Consider the following 20,482-nt stretch of genomic DNA (forward strand, 5'->3'; position numbering starts at 1 on the left):
ACGATGAGCTCTAACCAATGGGAAATCGGTCCAATTTTTCGCGCCTTAATGCGCAATAAAGTAGGTGCTATTTTAATTGCCATTCAAATTGCTGTGACTATGACCATAGTAGTGAATTCAATATTTATCATTCTAGAACGAGCACAGCGCATTGAACGAGATAGCGGTATTGATGAAGTGAATAGCTTTTATCTCACCACCACAGGTTTCGGCGAAAACTTTGATCCTAAAAGTACCGCGTTTAATGACTTAGAATTGATTAGAAATACACCTGGGGTGTTAGACGCAATTCAAATTAATGCTATCCCTGTTAGTGGCAGTGGCTGGTCAATGAGTTTTCAAACTGAGCCTGGGGAAGAAAAAGAAACGCAAGGGGGCGCCATTTACATGGTGGATGAGCACGCTATAGATGCGCTCGATTTAGAAGTGATTGCTGGAGAAAACTTTCTCCCCATTGACGTAAGATTCCGGCAACCAGGTGTAAGAGATTGGCCAGACAATGTGCTGATCACCAAAGTACTAGCGGAGTCTTTGTTTCCCGATACGCCCTATCAAAATGTGGTAGGTAAAACCATTTATATTAGCCAAACTGAACCCATGATCGTAAAAGGTATCGTCGATAAAATTCAGGCACCTTGGGTAGGTTGGGATGACTTAGAACACACAGTACTGACACCTGAGATAACAGGTTTCGAATCAAATCGATATTATGTCCGAGCACAAGCTGGGCAGCGAGACGCAATTATGCCGGTTATTGAAGAGGCGCTAGCGTCGTCAAATAAACAACGTATTATTCGCGGTATGCGCACCGTTCAGGAAACCCGAGAACGCAGCTACCGTGGTGACACAGCGATGATAAAAATACTGTCAACGACCATGGTTATTCTCACCATAGTTACAGGGTTAGGAATTGTTGGTTTAGCTAGTTTCAGTGTCAATCGTCGGAAAAAACAAATTGGCACGCGTCGAGCGTTAGGCGCAAGCCAAGGTTCAATAGTACGCTACTTTATGATTGAAAACTTTTTGATAAGTACGGTCGGAGTGAGTTTAGGTGCGGCATTGACCGTTATTTTAAATATGCTATTAGTGGAAATGTTTAGCCTAAATGCATTGGATTGGTATTTCGTGCCTACAGGTATGATAGTACTTTGGGTTGTTGGCCAACTTGCGGTGTTTGGCCCCGCCAAAAAAGCGGCAACTATTCCGCCAGCAATGGCGACCAGAACCGTCTGATAGATAAAAAAGCGGAAATTCATTGCAAGAATTTCCGCTAACAACTTCTACTTAGGAAAGTTGGGACAAAAGGTCCTAAAATTATTTCGCTTTTTTAAGCTGCTTTTTCAATTTAGCTAGTTTGTTTTTTTGCTTAGCGATTTTAGCTTTGCTGGTCTTAATTTTTGCTTTTAATGTTTTTGCTTTAGCCATGATGGCATCTCCTGAATAAAAATAATCAAAACAAGAACAGGGATCGATTAATCTTGATCCTTATGTTCTTTTAAAAAATCACGAATAAACCGCCGGACTTCACGGGCTGCACTAGTGTCTAGCTCTTCACAAAGCATGACAAACTCCGCTCTTTCCTGATCATTAATCCTAACTATTAACTGGCTATTCTTTTTCTTTGATTTTTTGTGCTGCAAAATAATCTCCAAATCACCATTAAATTGAGAGGTTTAACTACGTGATAGAATGATAATGACAGATACCAAAATGATAGTCAATGTATATACATTGTATATCCATTGAAAAGATAGCTATGCATAATTATTTTATAACCACACCTTTAATTTGTGCGAATAGGTGCAGATCCTTGGCTAACTTTAAATGCTGAAAAGATTTTTGTGTGATTTGACTGAGGATAACGCTACTACCCACTTTCAATTTTAAAATAACACTACCGCTTTGGGTAAACTTGAAATCCAGTAGTTGTGCCGGAAGTACATTGAGGATACTGCTATCAGAGGCTCGGGTTAGGCTCACACTCACATCCTTTGCGTGTATAACCACTTTCATTCGTTGCCCGGCGGCTTTGTTTGTGATGCTGACCCAAAGCCGCCCGGCGGGTGTTTCTATGGCACTAACATGTTGTTGTACATCAACTAGATCAACTTTGGCACTAAGCACACTTTGCAGATCCGGTCCTAAGGTTAGCGATTGATTTAGATCAGTAAGCAACTCGCTAGTCGTCCCCTGCCCCGTCACTCCCGTTTTGTCCATTAACACAACCTGTTTAGCTAATCGAGCTAATTCAGATTTAGAATGGGTAACATAAATAACGGGTATGGATATTTGCTCTAGTAAGGGTTCGAGGTAATCTAAAAATTGACTTTTAAGCTCATCATCTAGAGCGCTGAGGGGCTCATCCATTAACAATAGATCCGGCTGTGTCGCTAAGGCTCTGACGATAGCCACCCTTTGCTGTTCACCACCCGACAACGTATTAGGAGCGCGCCTTAATAAGGGGGTTAACTTTAGTAACTCAATAAGCGGAGGGACATTAAAGCGTTGCTCTCGATTTTTATGGTTTTTCAATCCCCTATAAAAATAAATATTTTGTTCAACATTTAAATGCTCAAACAAACTAGGCTGTTGAAACACCATACCAATATGACGATTTTGAGGTGGTACAAACGTATTTTCATTTTGCCAAAGATTATGTTCAAAAATAACCTGCGCATCAGTTAAATTATCTAACCCCGCAATAACCCGCAATAACGTTGTTTTTCCTGCACCAGAGGGACCAAACAAGACAGTTACGCCATTAGATTTAAGGTCTAAATCAACCTTAATGGAGCGGCTATTTAGAGGTTTCATGAAACGAACCTGTAAACTCATTTATTCACGACTTTGTAACCTTTGTTGGTTGCATATACGATCAACAACAAAACAAACGAAAACAACAATAGTGCAGCAGCCAACCAATGAGCCTGTTGATACTCAAGTGATTCTACGTGTTCATAAATGGCGATTGAAACAACCTGTGTTTGGCCGGGAATATTGCCTCCAATCATTAATACTACGCCAAACTCGCCAAGGGTATGGGCAAACCCCAATACTGCAGCGCTAATGATGCCTGGTCTTAGTAACGGAACAACAATCCGAAAAAAGCGCTCAGACTTTGACGCACCTAAAGTAGCGGCGACGTCTAAAGGCCATTGTTGTAAATTCGTAAAAGCAGTTTGCAAAGGCTGAATCACAAAAGGTAAGGAATAAATACAAGAGCCAATAATTAAACCGGTGAAACTAAAAGCTAGATTGCCTGCTCCCAAAGCATTTGATAATTGACCAAGCGTTCCATTTGGGCTCATTAAAATCAATAGGTAAAAGCCAAGCACCGTAGGAGGCAAAACTAACGGAAGAGCTATCATCGCTTCAAAAATAAATTTAAATCGCCACTTTGACTTAGCTAACCAGAAGCTCAAGGGAAAACCGATTATGAGTAATAAGAATGTCGAAACAAATGCTAATTTGATAGTTAGCCAGAAGGCAATTAAGTCAGCTGAATCCAACATTATGGCACGCCATATCCGCGCTGTTGAATAATAGTGCGCGCAGCTTCAGAGGATAAAAAAGTGATAAATTCAGCGCCAGCTTGTCGATGGGTAAGTAAAACTCCCTGTTGTTTGATTGGCTGATAGTCCTTGCTATCCAGCTCAGTGAAACGACTATCAAGCTCTTGTTGCACCATCGACAAGGCAACAATGGCAACTTGCGCATTGCCTGATTTCACATATTGCAAAGCCTGATTGATATTTTCTCCCATGACGACTTTATGGGTAATTGATGTCCACACACCTTTGTGAACTAGCCATTGTTTTGCTGTTTCGCCATAAGGAGCAAGTTTAGGGTTGGCGATAGCAATGTGTTCAACGCCTTTATTGGTTAAATACCCTAAAGAGAACTGAGAAGACAGAATACCGGGATGAAATACCACTAACTTGCCATAAGCATAGGTAAAGGGTTTATTCTGTTTAGTTAACCCTAACCGTTGCAACTGTTTTGGACGCACATCGTCGGCAGAAAGAAATATATCGTAAGGTGCGCCGTGGGAGATCTGTGCAAACAATTTACCAGTGGAACCAGTGCTGATCAAAATTTGGCTGTTATGAGTCTGTTCAAACTCTGACTTTAAGTGCTTAAATGTCGATAAAAAGTTGCTGGCAACGGCCACGTGAAGGCTTTGATCGGCTGCAGCGTTATGCAAATAGAAAAGGGCTATGATCCCACATAGCACCTTGAGCAATTTGTACCTAACCTTCTGCGTTGGTCTTTTCATCTCATCTGCATGGCGTGGTTTACCAAGGTAAAATTTCACCATTTGAATGCCAAAAACTACCGGTATTATCTAAATTCAACTCTTCAATACGAGTTAATAATCGCCCTGCCGCATCTTGTGCAGAAATATCGCCTCCGTAACTCACCATTTCAGTTTGTACATACCCTGGGTGTAACAGTGCGACTGCAATTCCACGCTCTTTAAGATCATTGGCCATGGACACGCCAACAGCATTTAGAGCAGCTTTAGACATACGGTATCCGTAATAGCCACCAGAGCTATTATCAGCTAAAGACCCCATCCGACTGGTAATATGCGCTACTTTAGCGCCTTTTCTAAGCTGCTCGAGTAAAATTTGTGTGACGAGAAGAGGCCCCAAAGCATTGACTCTAAATTGATGTTCAATGGTATGAGGATCCCATTCTTTTATAGAATCACGACCTAAAACACCCGCGTTATTAATCAGCAAGTCTATTTTCAAATCTTTTAATTTAGCTAATGCATTTGGTAACGTATCTGGGTTGCCTACGTCGACTTTTGTCACAACCTTAGCGCCACTTTTATCTAACTCGTCTGAACTATTGCGGCACAATGCATACACGTCCCAGCCCTGAGCTAAAAGTTGCTTTGTAAGTTCTAATCCAATACCGCGATTAGCACCCGTTATCACTGCATTTGGCATTATCCCTCTCCATTTTTTAAGGTTTGAATGAGTTTTTCTAAGTCTTCAGGCGTATCAATGCCTGTTGGTGGCGCTTTCTGTGCTTCATCTACGTGAATTTTTTCGCCATGCCACAACACCCGAAGTTGCTCTAAAGACTCCACATGTTCAAGCCCCGACGGTGCCATGTTCACATATTGTTTGATGAAGCCAGCTCGATAGGCATAGATACCGATATGGCGAAGATAAAAATCGCCAATTTCATCAATGCTATCTGCATCCATAAAGCGAGACCGATCATAAGGTATAGCAGCACGAGAAAAGTACAATGCATAACCCATTTTATCGGTAACCACTTTAACCACATTAGGGTTAAAGGCATCTTCAACATCGGTAATTTTGACGCCCAATGTGGCCATCTCAGCATCTTTATATTGAAATAGGTTTTCTGCCACCTGACGAATATTCGCTGCAGGGATAAAAGGTTCATCCCCTTGCACATTGACCACTAATTCATGGGCTAAAAGCCCCTCAACATCAACCACTTCGGCCAACCTTTCAGTGCCTGATTCGTGATGGGCGGCCGTCATACAATAATTGCCACCAAAGTCCGTCACTGTCTTCGCGATGCGAGCATCATCTGTTGCTACTATGACGCGCGTCGCCCCTGCTTCCAATGCTCTTTCATAAACATGTTGGACCATAGGTTTACCATTAATTTCAACCAATGGTTTACCTGGAAAACGGGTAGAAGCATAACGTGCAGGAATAATTACGGTAAATTTCATTGTTAGCGTTGATCCAAATTTTCAATATCCGTGGATGTTAATTCACGTGCTTCATTTTCTAGCATGACCGGAATATTATCTTTTATCGAAAAGGCTAACCGGTCAAAACGACATATTAATTCTGAATCTTTAGCCTGATATTGTAGCTTACCTTTACACACTGGGCAGGCCAGTATTTCCAGTAGTTTTTTATCAAATGCCATTTGTTTTATGTATCCTTTTTAATGGAGTCTAATTTTTGTTTTAATTGTAGAGTAAAGCTTTCTGGCAGTTTTGCAAAAATAGGTAGATACCACCAATTATCTTTTGCCATATGACGACATTTTACCGCATCTTTTTCAGTCATCACTATATTTCCGTCGGGAAAATCTGATGGTGTAAATTGGTAATGGTCGATAAACGAAAGATGTTGTTTAACCGGCACCTGCAAATCGTCTAATAAATGATAAAAGCGTTGCGGGTTTCCTATTGCCGCAATGGCGGTCACAGCCTCGCTAAAACCAGTAACAGGTTTATGTAGACTAGCATCTTTTAGGTTAATAAAGTCACCTGAGATTATATCCATGGGGATTTCAGGAGATATTGGTGTACCACTGTTGTTGATCACGAAATCGACAGTTTGCAACCTGTTTTGGGGTTCTCTAAGGGGGCCCATGGGCAGCAGCCAGCCATTTCCATGTTTTCTAACACCATCAATTACCACAATTTCAATGTCACGATGCAATGCATAATGCTGCAAACCATCGTCACAAATCACCACATCGCAATGATGTTTATCCACCAAGTATTGAGCCCCCCTTGGACGCTTAGGATCTATGACCACGGGGCAGTTGGCTCTTTGTTTTAACAATAGAGGTTCATCGCCAACAAGGTTAACGTCGCTTTGCAAGTCAACACTGGCCGGGTAATAAGTGGCTTTGCCACCATAGCCACGGCTCAAGATACCGGGTGTGTAACCTTGTTGAGTTAACCAATCAGCTAAGAAAACCACCATGGGTGTTTTACCATTTCCACCCACGGAAATGTTTCCCACTACAATCACTGGCACTGGGACTTTATGGGTTTTAAAACAACCGATTTGGTAGCCCCTACGACGCATGCCCGACAACAACCAAAATAGGCAAGTCAGAGGAAAAAGAAGCCATTTAATCAACCGATGTTGAGGCGCAGGATTAAACCATACTCTTTCAATAAAGCTCACTTAGTGCTTATTCCCTTCACTAAATTGCATACTGTGCAGCTGCGAATACGCCCCTTGTTGTTGCAACAACGTATTGTGATCACCTTGCTCGATAATTTTACCTTGTTCGATTACCATTATTTGGTCTGCATTTTCAATCGTCGATAAACGATGGGCCACCACGATACTGGTTCTATCTTGTTGTAACTTGTCTAACGCGTCTTGAATTAAACGTTCAGATTCGGTGTCTAAAGCAGAGGTTGCCTCATCTAAAATAAGAATAGGCGCATCGAGCAAAATTGCCCGAGCTATGGCAATACGTTGACGTTGCCCTCCAGATAATTTTAACCCGTTCTCGCCTACCATAGTGTCATAGCCATCGGGTAATTGATCGACAAACTCCTGAACATGGGCGATCTTTGCCGCTTCCAGTACCCGCGAAGGATCAACATTAGCAGTTGCATAAGCGATATTATTAAAAATGGTGTCGTTAAACAGGGTGACGTGTTGAGAGACCAATGCAAACTGTTTACGTAAATCAGTGAGTTTGATGTCTTCAATGGGAATATCGTCTAAACGAATTTGCCCTTGCTGAATATTGTAGAATCGAGTTAATAAACTTGAAATAGTAGATTTACCACTTCCAGATCGCCCGACTAAGGCAAAGGTTTGACCCACTTCAACTTTAAAAGAGATATGACTTAACGCCTCTGTGGGTGTGCCTGGATAACTAAAAGTCACATTATCAAATTCAATCTTGCCATCTAATCGACTTATTTGTTTTTTCCCTGAGTCAACTTCAATGTCTTGATCAAGAACCTCAAAGATACTGGCACAGGCTGCCATTCCTTTTTGGAATTCACTGTTTACCGTCGTCAGTTGTTTTAGAGGCTTTAACAGCATCGTCATACATACCACAACCGTGGTAAAAATACCGGGGGTTAGATCTTCAACCATACTCGGTAGGCTAGAAATATATAACACCACTGCAAGGGCGATAGAGGCCAATATTTGAATGGATGAAACACTCAAAACACGAGCAACAACTAATTTCATATTTTGTTGACGATTATGATTATTGCGCTCATTAAAGTTTGCTTTTTCTTGCTTCTGGCCACCAAACATTAACACCACTTTATGGCCTTTGATAACCTGCTCTACTGATGAGGTTAAATTCCCCATAGTTTGTTGAATGGTTTTACTAACCTGACGGAAGCGTTTACTCACCACAGACACTATGACAGCAACCACGGGCCCAATCAAAATAAATACTAAGGACAGCTGCCATGAGTAATAAAACATAACCGCGAGTAAACCGATGACAAAAGCACCTTCACGTATCAAGGTCAGTAAGGCTTTACTGCCGGCCCCTGACACTTGTTCGGTATCGTAAATGACCTTTGATATGAGTCCGCCAGAGGCGTTATCATCATGGAAAGAAACAGGCAAGTACATATACTTTTCAAACAATTGTTGGCGCATTTTCATCACAATTTTGCTGCCTATCCAGGCCAACGTATAAGTTCCCATAAAATTAAATAAGCCGCGAGCGATAAAAATGGGCACGACAAAAAAGGCGGCAATTCGCAAAGTTTCAAAATTCTGTTTGCCTAAACTATTGTCAATAATGGGCTGGAGCTGTGAGAATATCCAAGAATCGATGGCGGCATATCCGAGCATGCCAATAATCGCCATCAAAAACGCCAATTTGAATTCCTTCAAATAGACTAGAAAACGTTTAAACAGAGATTGTGTTGGAAGCGTTGAATTCATTTATGTGCAACTTTTACGTTAGATAACTTGTTGATTATAGCTGTAATTCCAATCTAATAAAAATTGATATTACGATTACGAGATTGTTTGTCTAAATTCGCTTTATCCCTAGCCAAATTGAGCATTTTTAATACAAAAACACCGATTAATGCCATAAGTATCGATTAAACCAGCGTTGACGTGGGGCGTCTCGAAAACGCGTAACTTTAATGGGTTCTCCTTCGAAGGATAACGTCAAGCTAATTTGCCCAGATTGCGCCGTAGATATCAGCTCAATATTGTGTTTTACATACCGATTCACTACCTGTTGCTTAGGAAAATCCCAACGATTTAAATAACCTTGACTGAAAATAGCATACTGGGGAGAAGTTGCTTGAATAAACGACATGACTGACGATGTATCGCTACCATGGTGGGCAGCAACTAAAATATCCACATTCAACAACTTTTGATACTTTTCTACCAGTTTGTACTCAACTTGTTTACTTATGTCTCCGGGCAACAAAATGCCCTGATGTCCATCAGATATTAGCAAAACGCAAGAATAGTCATTCCCTTCTCCGACCGTACCAGCTTCTGGCCAAAGCCCGGTAATCGTTAGATGGAGCCATTGCATTGATAAGTTACTGTTGCACCTATCTTGATTGGATATAAAACCAGAGACGTCAACCCCTGCAAGTAGTTGCGCTAAACTGCCCCCGTGATCATTGTCAAAATGACTGACAAAGACCCAATCGAGTTTGCTTATATTGTTATTTTTTAATACCGGTAACACCGCGGCATCAGCCATATTAAAGCCACTTGGGTAAGCGGCCCCGGTGTCGTACAAAAGCGCTCCTTCGTCTTGTTCAATTAATACGGAAAGTCCCTGCCCCACGTCCAATATATGTACCTTCCAAGTATGAGTTGTGGCAGCGAAAAAGTAACTCAGTAGTGGTACCACTGCGATTAAACTAAGCAGTTTAAAGGAACGCTTAATTGGCATACATAACATTATGATCACCAAGAACAGCCATGCCCACACAACCTGTGGAATGCCAGGGAGTTCAATACGGGACCAACTTAATTCGGAAAAGCGCGCTAAACCTATAAGGCTAAAATCTAAAATCCAGTCAACCCAGGAAAATAGTAATGCGGCCAAATAGTCATTACACAAGAGCAGTAAACAGCCAATTAAACACATAGGCACAATAATTAACGTAACCAAAGGCACTGCAAGTAAGTTTACCAAGGGCGAAATAACCGACACCATGGAAAAGTAAACCGCCACTATGGGCATCATTAAAAAGCAGAGTATCAGTTGCAATCGCAATACCACTTTCGCGGAGCCCTTAACACGGGCCAGCAAAGTTTGTGACTTAGGGTTATGTGGATTAACCGGCCACAACCAAGCGACTAATCCAATAAAAGTAATTGCCCCAAAACTCAGCCAAAAACTGGCACTTAATAAACTCATAGGGGAAATCAAAATAAAGATAAAAATATTGCTCAATATAAACCAGCTAAAGGTCATAAATCGAGCAGATATAAGCAGCACTGCCCATGCGCATAACATTACCCAAGCGCGCAAGGTCGGTAATGAAAATCCGGCTAAATAGGCATAGCAAAATGTCAACATCAATGTGGCGACTACCGTTAAGTGTTGATAATTCAAACGCTGGGGGAACTCGATAAAACGACCAAGTAAACCCAAAGCGATATTGAACAGCCCATAACAAAGAGACGCCACAACACCTAAATGCAATCCTGAAATGGCAACTAAATGCGCCACTCCTGTTGCCTGGATCATTTGCCAATCAGTTGGCTGCAACCCGGTTCGGTCACCAAAGGTTATGGCAGCAATCCAACCACTGTTTTGTAAATTAATTTGCCTAAATTTATCAATTAGTTGTTGTCGACGGCTGACAGTATCATCAATTAACTTCGCACCTTTGTTGAGTACGTAACCTGTGGCAACGATGTTCTCAGAGAGCAACCACTTCTGATAGGAAAAGCCTCCTGTATTGGCTAGCCCGTGGATAGGCTTCACTTTTATTTGTAATGCGACTAATTGCCCCTGTTTAAGTGACCATGATGGCGCTTTCCAAGTGAGTCTGATGCGGGATTTTGCGTAGTGCGTTTGGCCGTTGATACTTGCGACTATTAAATTAAATCTGGCTGTTTGTTTTGTACTGATGATAGTTTCGATTGAGCCTGTAACTTGCCTAATTTGTCGAATATCTTGCTCTGGGAGTTGCCAATTAACCCGCCAATGGCCTACACTCGCCATCCACACGATTGCAAATAGCGCTCCAGAGATTAATATTGCTTTCGAAAAGCCAATTCCTTGGGGATTTCGTGTAAATAGCCAGGCAATGAGAAGTAATACTGGCAACCAATAAACACTTGGGAGATGGGTCCACAAGATACTGGACATTGAGATTGTCACAAAACTGACAAGCCAAAGTTGTTTATTACGTTGTATAGTGTTTAGCAATTCCTTTGCCTCAACAGTGGTATGAAATTCGGTTAACTATGCCTAAAAAGTTTATTAAACGCTTTTTACCAGATCACCAAACGATCAAGAAGCATAAAGCGTTAAAAATGTTCGGAACTGTACTTCATGACCCCAATTTGTGGCATTTGAACAGAAAGTCCGCTTCAGGTGCATTTGGTATTGGGTTGTTTTTCGCATGGTGGCCGGTGCCCTTTCAAATGTGGTTAGCCGCCGCATCAGCCATACCTTTACGGGTGAACCTGCCCCTTTCAATGGCAACGGTTTGGATTACTAACCCGTTCACCATGCCCCCAATGTTTTATCTTGCTTATCTATTAGGGACTAAAGTACTGGGCACGCCAGAGCGGCATTTTAAATTTCAATTGAGTTGGGATTGGGTGGTACAAAGTATGGAAACCATAGGGCCAGCGTTCTTGGTTGGCTGTGGTATCTGCTCCATTGTGTGCAGTATTGTTGGCTACTTTGGTCTTAACGCCATTTGGCGATACTCGGTGAATAAAGCCTGGAATAAGCGAAAATTACGGCAACATAAAAACCCATAAAGCCAGACGTGAAGCGACTAAATAGGTGAATGCTGCTCAATAATATTTATGTCGGATAACGTTTATCCATAATGTGTAAATCACTACTGATGATTTGTTTCAATATCTGTAAATCAATATCTGCTAAGGTATTTATATACAAACAAGCCTTACTGGTTTTGTGCTTACCGAGTTTGTCTAATAAGCTGTTATTTTCAGACAGAAATGCACCAACATAAATGGATAAATTTTGTTTGCGGGGGGAAAATCCGCTGCGTAAAAACTGCTCTTGTTTACCACTTGCTAAAGTGTAAGTGTAGCGGCCAAAACCAATAATACTGCTGCCCCACATTGTTGGATTCTGGCCAGTCACTTGTTTGAATATATCCAGCAACACTAATGCATCCTCGCGGCGTCGAGTGGCCTCTATACGATGAATGAATGAGACAACATCTACATCATTTGCTTGGGTTTTATTTTCACTTGCCATGGTACAGTTACCTTATTCGCTTTATTCAAACGGACATTTTGTCACTGTGTTTAGTCGATGTATGTTTAGAGCATACCGAGCAATTGACTCACTGACAAACTCCCCCTTGCAAACTGCCAATTCAAACAACCTTCCTGTAAACAAAAGATGCCCTTTCAATGCAAACTTAGAATAAACACTAGGCTGCCTTCGGAGACTGTTTTTTTCTGAGACCGTTTTTTCTGAGACTGCGTTGTACCGCAGTCTCAGGTAATCCATTTAACAAATGAATGTCACTGTCACTTAAGCAAGATTAATCAGCATGTTGGTCAAGTAAGTCAATTAAATCCTGTTCAGTTAACACCGCCACCCCTAAATCTTGTGCTTTAGTGAGTTTAGATCCGGCTTTATCACCGGCAACAAGGTAATCTGTTTTAGCGGATACACTCCCCGACACTTTAGCCCCCAAAGCTTGTAACTTTGCCTTGGCATCGCTGCGCCCCATCGTCTCCATTGTCCCAGTCAACACAAAGGTTTTATCTTTGAGAGGCATTTCATCCACTGATTTAGGAATAATGTCTGGCCAAGTTATTCCCACTTCCAGTAAATCATCGATAACTTGAATATTGTGGGGTTCACGCAAAAAGTGAAATACATGGGCGGCTACAATTACGCCTACATCACTGACTTCTTGCAAGGACTCTTGATCCGCAGCTTTTAACGCTTCTAAGTTACAATAATGATTAGCTAAGTTCGCTGCTGTTGCTTCTCCGACTTCACGAATACCTAACGAATACAGAAATTTAGGAAAAGTAGTGTGTTTGGCATCTAATAGCGCATTCACCAGATTTGCCGCCGACTTTTCTCCCATGCGTTCCATATTGGAAAGTTGCGCTAGATCTAATTTGAAAAAGTCTGCAGGACTTTTAACTAAATCCTGTTCTACTAATTGTTCAATTAGCTTGTCGCCTAAACCATCTACATCCAAAGCTTTGCGAGAGGCAAAGTGCTTCATGGCTTCTTTACGCTGTGCAGCACAGAATAAACCGCCGCTACATCTGGCGACGGCTTCGCCTTCTATTTTTTCAATGGCTGAATCGCAGATAGGACATCGGCTTGGGAAGACGATTTCTGTGGCATCCTCCGGCCGCATTTTAGTGACGACAGAAACGACTTGTGGAATGACATCCCCGGCTCGGCGAATAATCACCATATCGCCTTTTTTAACACCTAAGCGCTGAATTTCATCTTGATTGTGCAGTGTCGCATTGGATACGGTTACTCCTCCGACAAAAACCGGTTCCAAACGGGCAACTGGGGTTATAGCACCGGTGCGTCCTACCTGAAATTCAACATCGAGGAGTTTTGTCATTTGCTCTTGAGCTGGAAACTTTTGGGCAATAGCCCATCGTGGTGCTCGCGATACAAAGCCTAGCTGTTGTTGCAACGCTATGTCGTTCACTTTAAAAACAACACCGTCAATCTCATAACTTAAACCATCCCGCATTTCACCGATTTTGGCGAAATACCGGTGACAGGCTTCCACTCCTTCTGCCACATCAATTTCGTTACAAACCGGTAACCCCCAAGCAACTAATTGGGCAAGGCGTTCACTGTGTTTGTTCGCCATCGGCTCTACTTCACCTTCGACTAACCCCATTGAATAGGCATAAAATAACAACGGACGACTGGCTGTAATTTTAGGGTCTAGTTGTCGTAAACTTCCTGCAGCAGCATTACGCGGATTAGCGAATACTTTTTTATCTGCACTGCGTTGTCTTTCATTAAGTTGTTCAAAGCCCTTTTTCGGCATAAACACTTCACCGCGCACTTCTAGTCGAGCTGGAAAGTCATCTCCCCTTAACATTAACGGCACGTTTTTAATGGTTTTAACGTTGCTGGTAATGTTTTCTCCTACGCGACCATCCCCCCGGGTGGCCGCTCTGACTAAGATACCGTTCTCATATAAAATACTCACTGCTAAACCATCTAATTTGGGCTCGCAGCTATACTCCAAAATTACATCTTGTTTAAGCCTATCGACAATGCGTTTATCAAATGCACCCAACTCTTCGTCATTAAACGCATTGTCCAATGACAACATCGGTACTTCATGTTCAACTTGGGTAAAGGAAGATAATGCTTCGCCCCCAACTTTTTGACTTGGTGAATCGGCAGTAATTAATTGCGGATGCGTTTTTTCGATAGCATTGAGTTCACGCATTAAACGATCGTATTCAGCATCAGGTACCGAAGGATCATCGAGAACATAGTATTGATAATTATATTCGTTAATTTGAGTTCGAATATGGTTTAACTGCTGCAACAAATCGGCAGATGGGCTCATGAATTTACCTACAAATCGGAATAGATGGGAAATGAATAATTGGGGGGCAGCCATAATCACTGCCCCATTTAATCTAGTTTAACGCGCTATCATGCGTTTTCTTTCAAACTCTCTGATTTTTTCAACATACTGCTGCAGACTTTGTTTGGTCAAAGCACTGCGTCTTCCATCGAGTACTTGAGCAGAAAACTCGTCAGCAATTTTGCGCGCGGCGTTGTGCATCATATTGAAGACTTGATGTGGATCTCCCTCAATGGGCAACATCATAAACAATGACACCCCCAAAGTAGTAAAGTTCTCCAAGTTATCGATATCAAACACACCAGGTTTGAACATATTGGCCAAACTAAATAATACCGGTCCTTTGCCATTGCTATTTACGTGACGATGGAAAATATCTTGATCCCCAAACTTAAATCCAAGGGTTAGCAGCATAGGTAGTAAAGCGGCTCCTTGAATGGGATTATCGTCATTTGCCCGCACATTGAGCACTAAAACCTGTTGTTCTGGTGGCTCTGTATTTTCGCTGCTTGCGCCACTTGATGGGCTTTGAGCGCTTTTTTGCGTAGCGGATGCATCAGAAGTTGCTTCGGGTTCATCAAAATCGATTTTCATCTGATCTTCACGTATTTGCGGTTCTTTGCGCTTCCGCGGCTTAGGCTCAGCTTTACTGCGTTTAACAAAATTGCGAGCTTGATCTGCAAGGCTAACTTTATTGTCTACAGGTGTTTCAGCTTTAGGCTCAGGCTCAATTTTAGGCTCGCTCTTGTGCTCAGTGTCAGGTTTAATGTTAGGCGAATCTGGGGATTTAGGCTTTGCTGTTACGTCAGGATTGGCAGCAACTTCATCGACCGCCGAAAAGTCCATTACTGAATCCGTTACATTAGGCTGCTCACCTGATTCAATCGCTGGTTGTCCACCAGGCGCTTTACCAGTCTCTAGCTCGTTTGTTCTTAGTAAAAACGGAGGAGGTTCTGGAATATCACTTGGATCAGCATTATCAATTGCACTCATACGAGAACGCATGGCGTGAACTTGTTGAGCTGCATATTCAGGCTTAGGCTGAGTGACAACTGACGAATAAATTTTAGGTTTAACTGCTTGTGAATCTACTGCTTGTTCTGTGACATCTTGTTTAATCACATCACCGGCATTTTCAGACAAATTTGTCTCAGGAATATCGTTTGTTTCACCTTGCGCATTTTTTGTGCTTAATGGCGTTTCAGGATCCGCGGCATTTTGCTGATTGGAAGCTTGGCTCACCACTCGAACCGCTCCTATGCCAAGTTCATCGAAATTATCGCCACCTAAACTAGGCTCAACTTTATCGTTAGATTTAGCCGCAGCACCCATCTCGATGACGTCTGAACTTGCGCTCGGTTCGGAATCAGTATCGATGTCTTCAATATCTTCATCGTACTCATCGTCCCAACCTTGAGTTTCTAAATTCGCATGCCCTTTTTCTTGTGCGTTTTTACGCACACTCCACATGCCATGTGCCAAAATGCCTATGATGGCTACCCCACCAATGACTAAAAATGCTAGTCGTAATTCTTCCATATGAGCTTAATACCCTATTTTTATGCTTGTGCAATCGCCACAGCTTCTTCAACATCCACTGCAACCATACGTGAAACGCCAGGTTCCGCCATAGTAACACCAGTCAAATGTTTAGCCATTTCCATCGCGATCTTATTGTGGGTGATATAAATAAATTGTACGCTTTTTGACATTTCTGACACCAATTTACAAAAGCGCCCAACGTTGGCATCATCCAACGGAGCATCTACTTCATCAAGAAGACAAAACGGTGCTGGATTTAATCTAAAAATCGCAAACACCAATGATAAAGCGGTTAACGCTTTTTCTCCACCAGAAAGAAGGTGAATTGTACTATTTTTCTTTCCTGGCGGTCTTGCCATTATGGTTACCCCTGTTTCGAGTAAATCTTCGCCAGTTAGTTCCAAATAAGCTGAGCCACCTCCAAACACCTTGGGAAACAGTTCTTTTAAGCCATTATTCACATTTTCAAAGGTCTCTCTAAAGCGAGTTCGTGTTTCGCGATCTATTCTTCGGATTGCACTCTCTAAGATTTCCAGTGCAGCCATCAAATCGTCGTTTTGGTCATCCAGGTGCTTTTTACGTTGGAATTGGATTTCATATTCTTCTACTGCCGCTAAATTCACCGCTCCAAGACGAGACACTGCAGCAATAGTGCTTTCCAATTGTTGTTGCCAGCTATTTTCTTCGGCTTCTTCTGGCATATTTTCCAACAGCGTTTTAAGGTTTTGATTGAGCTCTTCCAAATGCTCTAAAGTACTGTTAGCGCGGACACGATAACCTTCACACTCGAGCTTTTTACTTTCCAAAAGACTTCGCATTTGTTGAATTTTATCAACAATTCCTTGTTGTCCTTTCTCCGCTTCAGACAGTAAATTTTCCACTTCAGCTAAATTATCGCTAACCTGTGTTTGTTGCAATTCAACTTCAACCCTTTGTTCCAATAGGATGGCCAACTTTTGCTCTTGTTCATCCGCCGGCTGAGATAACTCAGCAAGCTCGTCACAAAGCTGGTTTTTGCGGGTCAGCATATTTGCAATTAACTGTTGAGTGCGTTGATTCCCATCACTAACGCCCTGAATTTGGCTTTGTAACTGTTGTAACAATAAGGCAAGTTGATGGGACTGAGTAGTCAGGGTTTCAACTTGATGACGTGCTTGCTGTTCCCTGTCCTGCAATTGAGCTCTTTGTTGCTCGAACTCGAGTTGTTTTACTGACATTTCTTCAAGTTGCAATTCTAAGTCTTGAACTTGCTCTGCCAATTGCTCAGATTGCATTTTTTCATCTTCTAAAAGTTGCAATTGGCGGCTAAGTTCTTGTTGCAGTTTTGATTGTCTTACCACTGTTTGTTGTTGTTGCATTTCTAACAAGTTCAGTTGATTCTGTTTTTGAATCATGTCTTGTTCAACCTGAAAAAACTCTGTTTGCTTTTCTTCCAGTTGAGTTTCCAGTTGCTCAGTGGTGTCGGCTAATTGGGCAGATACCGCTTCCAGCTCGGTCAACTTTTCATCGACGAGTTGCTGGCGAACCCCAGTTAATTCAGTGATTTTTGCTGCTCTTTCAATTAACCCCGCTTGCTTTTGAATTTTTCCTAAATCCAACCAGCCTTTGCCAAAACGTTGTCCTTTTTGGGTAACGATACTTTGTCCAGGTTTTAAAGTTGCTTGCAATGCCATGGCTTGCTCGTTAGTTTCTACCGCTATTATCTGAGCAAACCAATCTGGCAATTCTGCATTTATAATTTTACTTGCTAAGCTACCTTCGGGTTTTATCTGACTCAACTGATCAGCAAAGATCAGCTTGCCACCTTCCAATTTCAAATAATCTTCAAGATGACGTCCTTGCTTCAACCAATACCCTTGCTGCCATTCAGTAGTCACCGCCTCAACGGCTTTTTCCCAACCTGCTTCAACTTGCAGTACTTTCCATAATGGTTGGTAATCTTCACCTTTTGCCTGCAACAGTTGATCTAGGGTTTGATGTTCACTAGAACTACTTTGCAAACTTTTTAAAGCGGATATTTGCGCATCCAGTTGTTGCACTTGTCCTTTTAAGTCAAACAGTTCGCTCTGTTGTACTTTTTCTTTTTCTCGTGTGTCGAGTAAACGCTCTTTACTGTGTTCAAGTTGTTGTTTGGCATCATCAAAGCGCTCTTTTCCTTGAGCAATTTGCAAATGTAAACTATCAATTTGTTCGGCGACCACGTCCTGTTCTAATTCATCTTGCTCTTGTTTTAATTCGCTCAGCCGTTGCTCAGTGCGCATTTGCATATTCATTGTCGATTGAATTTGACTATGGCAACTTTGCACTTGCTGTTTACAACCTTGATAGGCCTTTTCATGGTCATGAAAATCATTATTCAGCAACCTCGATGCCTCTTGATGCTCCAGTAAGGTTTCTTGTGCATGTTCTAATTGTGCTTGCACTGCCTCGGACTCAGGTTCTGACTCCGCGAGCTTAACTTCAAGGCTTTCAAGTTTAGCCGCTTCTTCAGCTGCGACTAGTTCAGATTCTTCAATGGATTGATTGAGCTGTTGCAGTTCGTTTTCAATTTGTGTTTCTCGTTGCTTGGCATGCAAACGACTTTGCTCCAATTTGGTAATATCAGTGCCCAATTGGAAATTCTGCTTCTGTAAATCTGTTAATTGTTGCTTAAAATTTTGTTGTTGTTCCCGATAAACGGTTATCCCTCGCTCATCGCCTCGTTGTTTTGCCACAAAGGCTTCAACATCATTCTGCTGCTGTTCTATTTCACTTTCCAGTGCTGCTATATGTTCACTGTGTTTTAACCAGCGTAACGCGGCGAGCTCCCCTTTTAGGTTGCGTTCTTTGGCTTTTAGGTCTTTATACTTTCTGGCTGCATTAGCTTGACGTTGTAGCTTGTCTATCTGCTGCCCCAATTCTGAACGCACATCTTCTAACCGTTCTAAATTTTCTTTAGTATGTCGGATACGATTTTCTGTTTCACGACGGCGTTCTTTATACTTAGATATTCCCGCCGCTTCTTCTATAAATACTCGAAGTTCTTGGGGCTTAGACTCAATGAGTCGAGATATGGTGCCTTGTTCAATGATCGCATAACTTCTAGGTCCCAATCCTGTACCAAGAAACAAATCAGTCACATCCCGGCGACGGCACTTAGTTGCGTTTAAGTAATAAGTTGATTGGGCTTCGCGGGTGACCACTCGCTTAACAGAAAGCTCAGCGTAGTTTGCAAACTCCCCTTGTATTCGCCCGGAGGAATTGTCAAAAACTAACTCAACACTACATTGAGACACGGGCTTGCGTGCATTGGAGCCATTGAAAATGACATCAGTCATTGCATCCCCACGCAGATTCTTAGCAGAACTTTCGCCTAACACCCAACGCACCGCATCGATGACATTAGACTTTCCACAACCGTTGGGACCAACAATTGCTGTCATATCATCTGGAAACGGAATATTGGTAGGATCAACAAAAGACTTGAACCCAGCCAATCTGATTTTTTTTAAGCGCATTCGGGATAGAGGATCTTTATTATAGTTTGTATTGAATGTATCAAATGTCATCAGGTGTAACAATTGAGGATTTGTATTGATTCACTACAAAGTTATACTTAATGCCTATTTTTGAACCTAATTTGCGAGTATGAGTAAAAATATGCAAAGTAATAGTGGCGCAGGGTATTTTCTGCAGGGCTTTTCATTAATTAAAACTAAAGGCCTAAAACGATTTGTTTTTGTTCCTTTAGCAGTCAATTTAATACTTTTTTCTGTGGCCCTATATTTTTTAGTGGGTCAGATAGAGACTTCAATTCTGTATATCGTTAACATTATTCCCGATTGGGAATGGCTGAGTTGGTTAAAACAAGGTTTAGCATACATACTTTGGCCCCTTGCGGTGATAACAGTGCTACTGGTGTTTGCTCTTTTATTCGGTACCCTTGCCAATTGGATAGCTGCACCTTTTAATGGTTTACTGGCTGAAAAAGTGGAATTGCACCTCACTGGCAAAGGTTTAGGCGATTCTGGTTTACTGGATGCTTTCAAAGATATTCCGCGCACCCTAGGGCGAGAAATGGCCAAACTAGGATATTATATTCCTCGCGCCATTGGTTTCCTTATTCTGTTTTTTCTTTTGCCCGTGGCTGGACAAGTTTTGTGGTTCCTATTTTCAGCTTGGATGATGGCAATCCAATATTGTGACTATCCATTTGATAATCACAAGGTCGATTTTAAAACCATGCGTCGCACTCTAAACGAAAGCCGTACCCACTGCTTTTCGTTTGGCATTTTGGTCAGTGTGTTTTCGATGATACCTATCATTAACTTTTTGGTGATGCCTGTGGCAATTTGTGGCGCAACATCTATGTGGGTTAACCAATTACGAGACAAAGTTCCCCAGCATTAAAAAGCGTCGAAGGGTGAT

The 20,482-nt window shown here is 41.9% G+C and carries 17 protein-coding genes; 3 read left to right on the forward strand and 14 right to left on the reverse strand.

The window, feature by feature from the left end; translation table 11 throughout:
• Window positions 1-3 precede the first annotated feature (3 nt).
• Window positions 4-1,233, forward strand: a complete 1,230-nt coding sequence (locus ACYVIL_RS17905; protein WP_460313889.1) for an ABC transporter permease — start codon at window positions 4-6, stop codon at window positions 1,231-1,233.
• Between the two features lie 239 nt (window positions 1,234-1,472).
• Here the strand turns inward: ACYVIL_RS17905 and ACYVIL_RS17910 are convergent, their stop codons facing one another.
• From ACYVIL_RS17910 to ACYVIL_RS17955, 10 genes are all read right to left on the reverse strand, one after another.
• Window positions 1,473-1,640 carry a hypothetical protein gene (locus tag ACYVIL_RS17910; RefSeq protein WP_303473927.1) on the reverse strand — a complete coding sequence of 56 codons (168 nt, stop codon included), beginning with the start codon at window positions 1,638-1,640 and terminating at the stop codon, window positions 1,473-1,475.
• A gap of 124 nt (window positions 1,641-1,764) precedes the next feature.
• Window positions 1,765-2,835, reverse strand: coding sequence for a molybdenum ABC transporter ATP-binding protein (modC, locus tag ACYVIL_RS17915; protein ID WP_460313892.1), 1,071 nt, complete (start codon window positions 2,833-2,835; stop codon window positions 1,765-1,767).
• Complete coding sequence (gene modB / locus ACYVIL_RS17920) at window positions 2,832-3,512, reverse strand: molybdate ABC transporter permease subunit (protein ID WP_460313894.1); 681 nt, start codon at window positions 3,510-3,512, stop codon at window positions 2,832-2,834. Before modB ends, modC begins: the two co-directional genes overlap by 4 nt.
• On the reverse strand, window positions 3,512-4,276 hold the full coding sequence (gene modA, locus ACYVIL_RS17925; protein ID WP_460313896.1) for a molybdate ABC transporter substrate-binding protein: 765 nt from the start codon (window positions 4,274-4,276) through the stop codon (window positions 3,512-3,514). The genes modB and modA overlap by 1 nt, the downstream gene beginning before the upstream one ends.
• Before the next feature lie 19 nt (window positions 4,277-4,295).
• On the reverse strand, window positions 4,296-4,958 hold the full coding sequence (locus ACYVIL_RS17930) for an SDR family oxidoreductase (RefSeq protein ID WP_303473922.1): 663 nt from the start codon (window positions 4,956-4,958) through the stop codon (window positions 4,296-4,298).
• Window positions 4,958-5,725 (reverse strand): 3-deoxy-manno-octulosonate cytidylyltransferase, encoded by a 768-nt coding sequence (kdsB, locus tag ACYVIL_RS17935; protein WP_303473920.1) that lies wholly within the window; start codon window positions 5,723-5,725, stop codon window positions 4,958-4,960. The genes ACYVIL_RS17930 and kdsB overlap by 1 nt, the downstream gene beginning before the upstream one ends.
• A gap of 2 nt (window positions 5,726-5,727) precedes the next feature.
• Window positions 5,728-5,928 carry a Trm112 family protein gene (locus tag ACYVIL_RS17940; RefSeq protein ID WP_303473919.1) on the reverse strand — a complete coding sequence of 67 codons (201 nt, stop codon included), beginning with the start codon at window positions 5,926-5,928 and terminating at the stop codon, window positions 5,728-5,730.
• 5 nt (window positions 5,929-5,933) lie between these two features.
• Window positions 5,934-6,926 (reverse strand): tetraacyldisaccharide 4'-kinase, encoded by a 993-nt coding sequence (gene lpxK / locus ACYVIL_RS17945; RefSeq protein ID WP_460313899.1) that lies wholly within the window; start codon window positions 6,924-6,926, stop codon window positions 5,934-5,936.
• Complete coding sequence (gene msbA / locus ACYVIL_RS17950; RefSeq protein WP_303473917.1) at window positions 6,927-8,678, reverse strand: lipid A export permease/ATP-binding protein MsbA; 1,752 nt, start codon at window positions 8,676-8,678, stop codon at window positions 6,927-6,929.
• Between the two features lie 145 nt (window positions 8,679-8,823).
• Window positions 8,824-11,154, reverse strand: a complete 2,331-nt coding sequence (locus ACYVIL_RS17955) for a DNA internalization-related competence protein ComEC/Rec2 (RefSeq protein ID WP_460313901.1) — start codon at window positions 11,152-11,154, stop codon at window positions 8,824-8,826.
• Window positions 11,155-11,192: 38 nt separating this feature from the next.
• On the opposite strand from ACYVIL_RS17955, the gene ACYVIL_RS17960 reads away from it, so the two are divergent.
• The gene (locus tag ACYVIL_RS17960; RefSeq protein ID WP_460313903.1) at window positions 11,193-11,717 is read left to right on the forward strand and encodes a DUF2062 domain-containing protein; all 525 of its coding nucleotides are present in this window, start codon (window positions 11,193-11,195) and stop codon (window positions 11,715-11,717) included.
• Window positions 11,718-11,763: 46 nt separating this feature from the next.
• Here the strand turns inward: ACYVIL_RS17960 and ACYVIL_RS17965 are convergent, their stop codons facing one another.
• The 4 genes from ACYVIL_RS17965 to smc form a co-directional block, all read right to left on the reverse strand.
• A complete protein-coding gene (locus tag ACYVIL_RS17965) occupies window positions 11,764-12,186 on the reverse strand; it encodes a DUF1801 domain-containing protein (protein ID WP_460313905.1) in 423 nt (140 codons plus the stop codon).
• A gap of 292 nt (window positions 12,187-12,478) precedes the next feature.
• On the reverse strand, window positions 12,479-14,512 hold the full coding sequence (gene ligA, locus ACYVIL_RS17970) for an NAD-dependent DNA ligase LigA (RefSeq protein ID WP_460313907.1): 2,034 nt from the start codon (window positions 14,510-14,512) through the stop codon (window positions 12,479-12,481).
• A gap of 78 nt (window positions 14,513-14,590) precedes the next feature.
• Window positions 14,591-16,072, reverse strand: coding sequence for a cell division protein ZipA (zipA, locus tag ACYVIL_RS17975; protein WP_460313909.1), 1,482 nt, complete (start codon window positions 16,070-16,072; stop codon window positions 14,591-14,593).
• Between the two features lie 20 nt (window positions 16,073-16,092).
• A complete protein-coding gene (gene smc, locus ACYVIL_RS17980; protein WP_460313911.1) occupies window positions 16,093-19,572 on the reverse strand; it encodes a chromosome segregation protein SMC in 3,480 nt (1,159 codons plus the stop codon).
• A 142-nt stretch (window positions 19,573-19,714) separates the two neighbouring features.
• On the opposite strand from smc, the gene cysZ reads away from it, so the two are divergent.
• Window positions 19,715-20,464, forward strand: coding sequence for a sulfate transporter CysZ (gene cysZ, locus ACYVIL_RS17985; protein WP_460313913.1), 750 nt, complete (start codon window positions 19,715-19,717; stop codon window positions 20,462-20,464).
• Window positions 20,465-20,482 lie beyond the last annotated feature (18 nt).

The organism is Aliiglaciecola aliphaticivorans, from assembly GCF_054782055.1.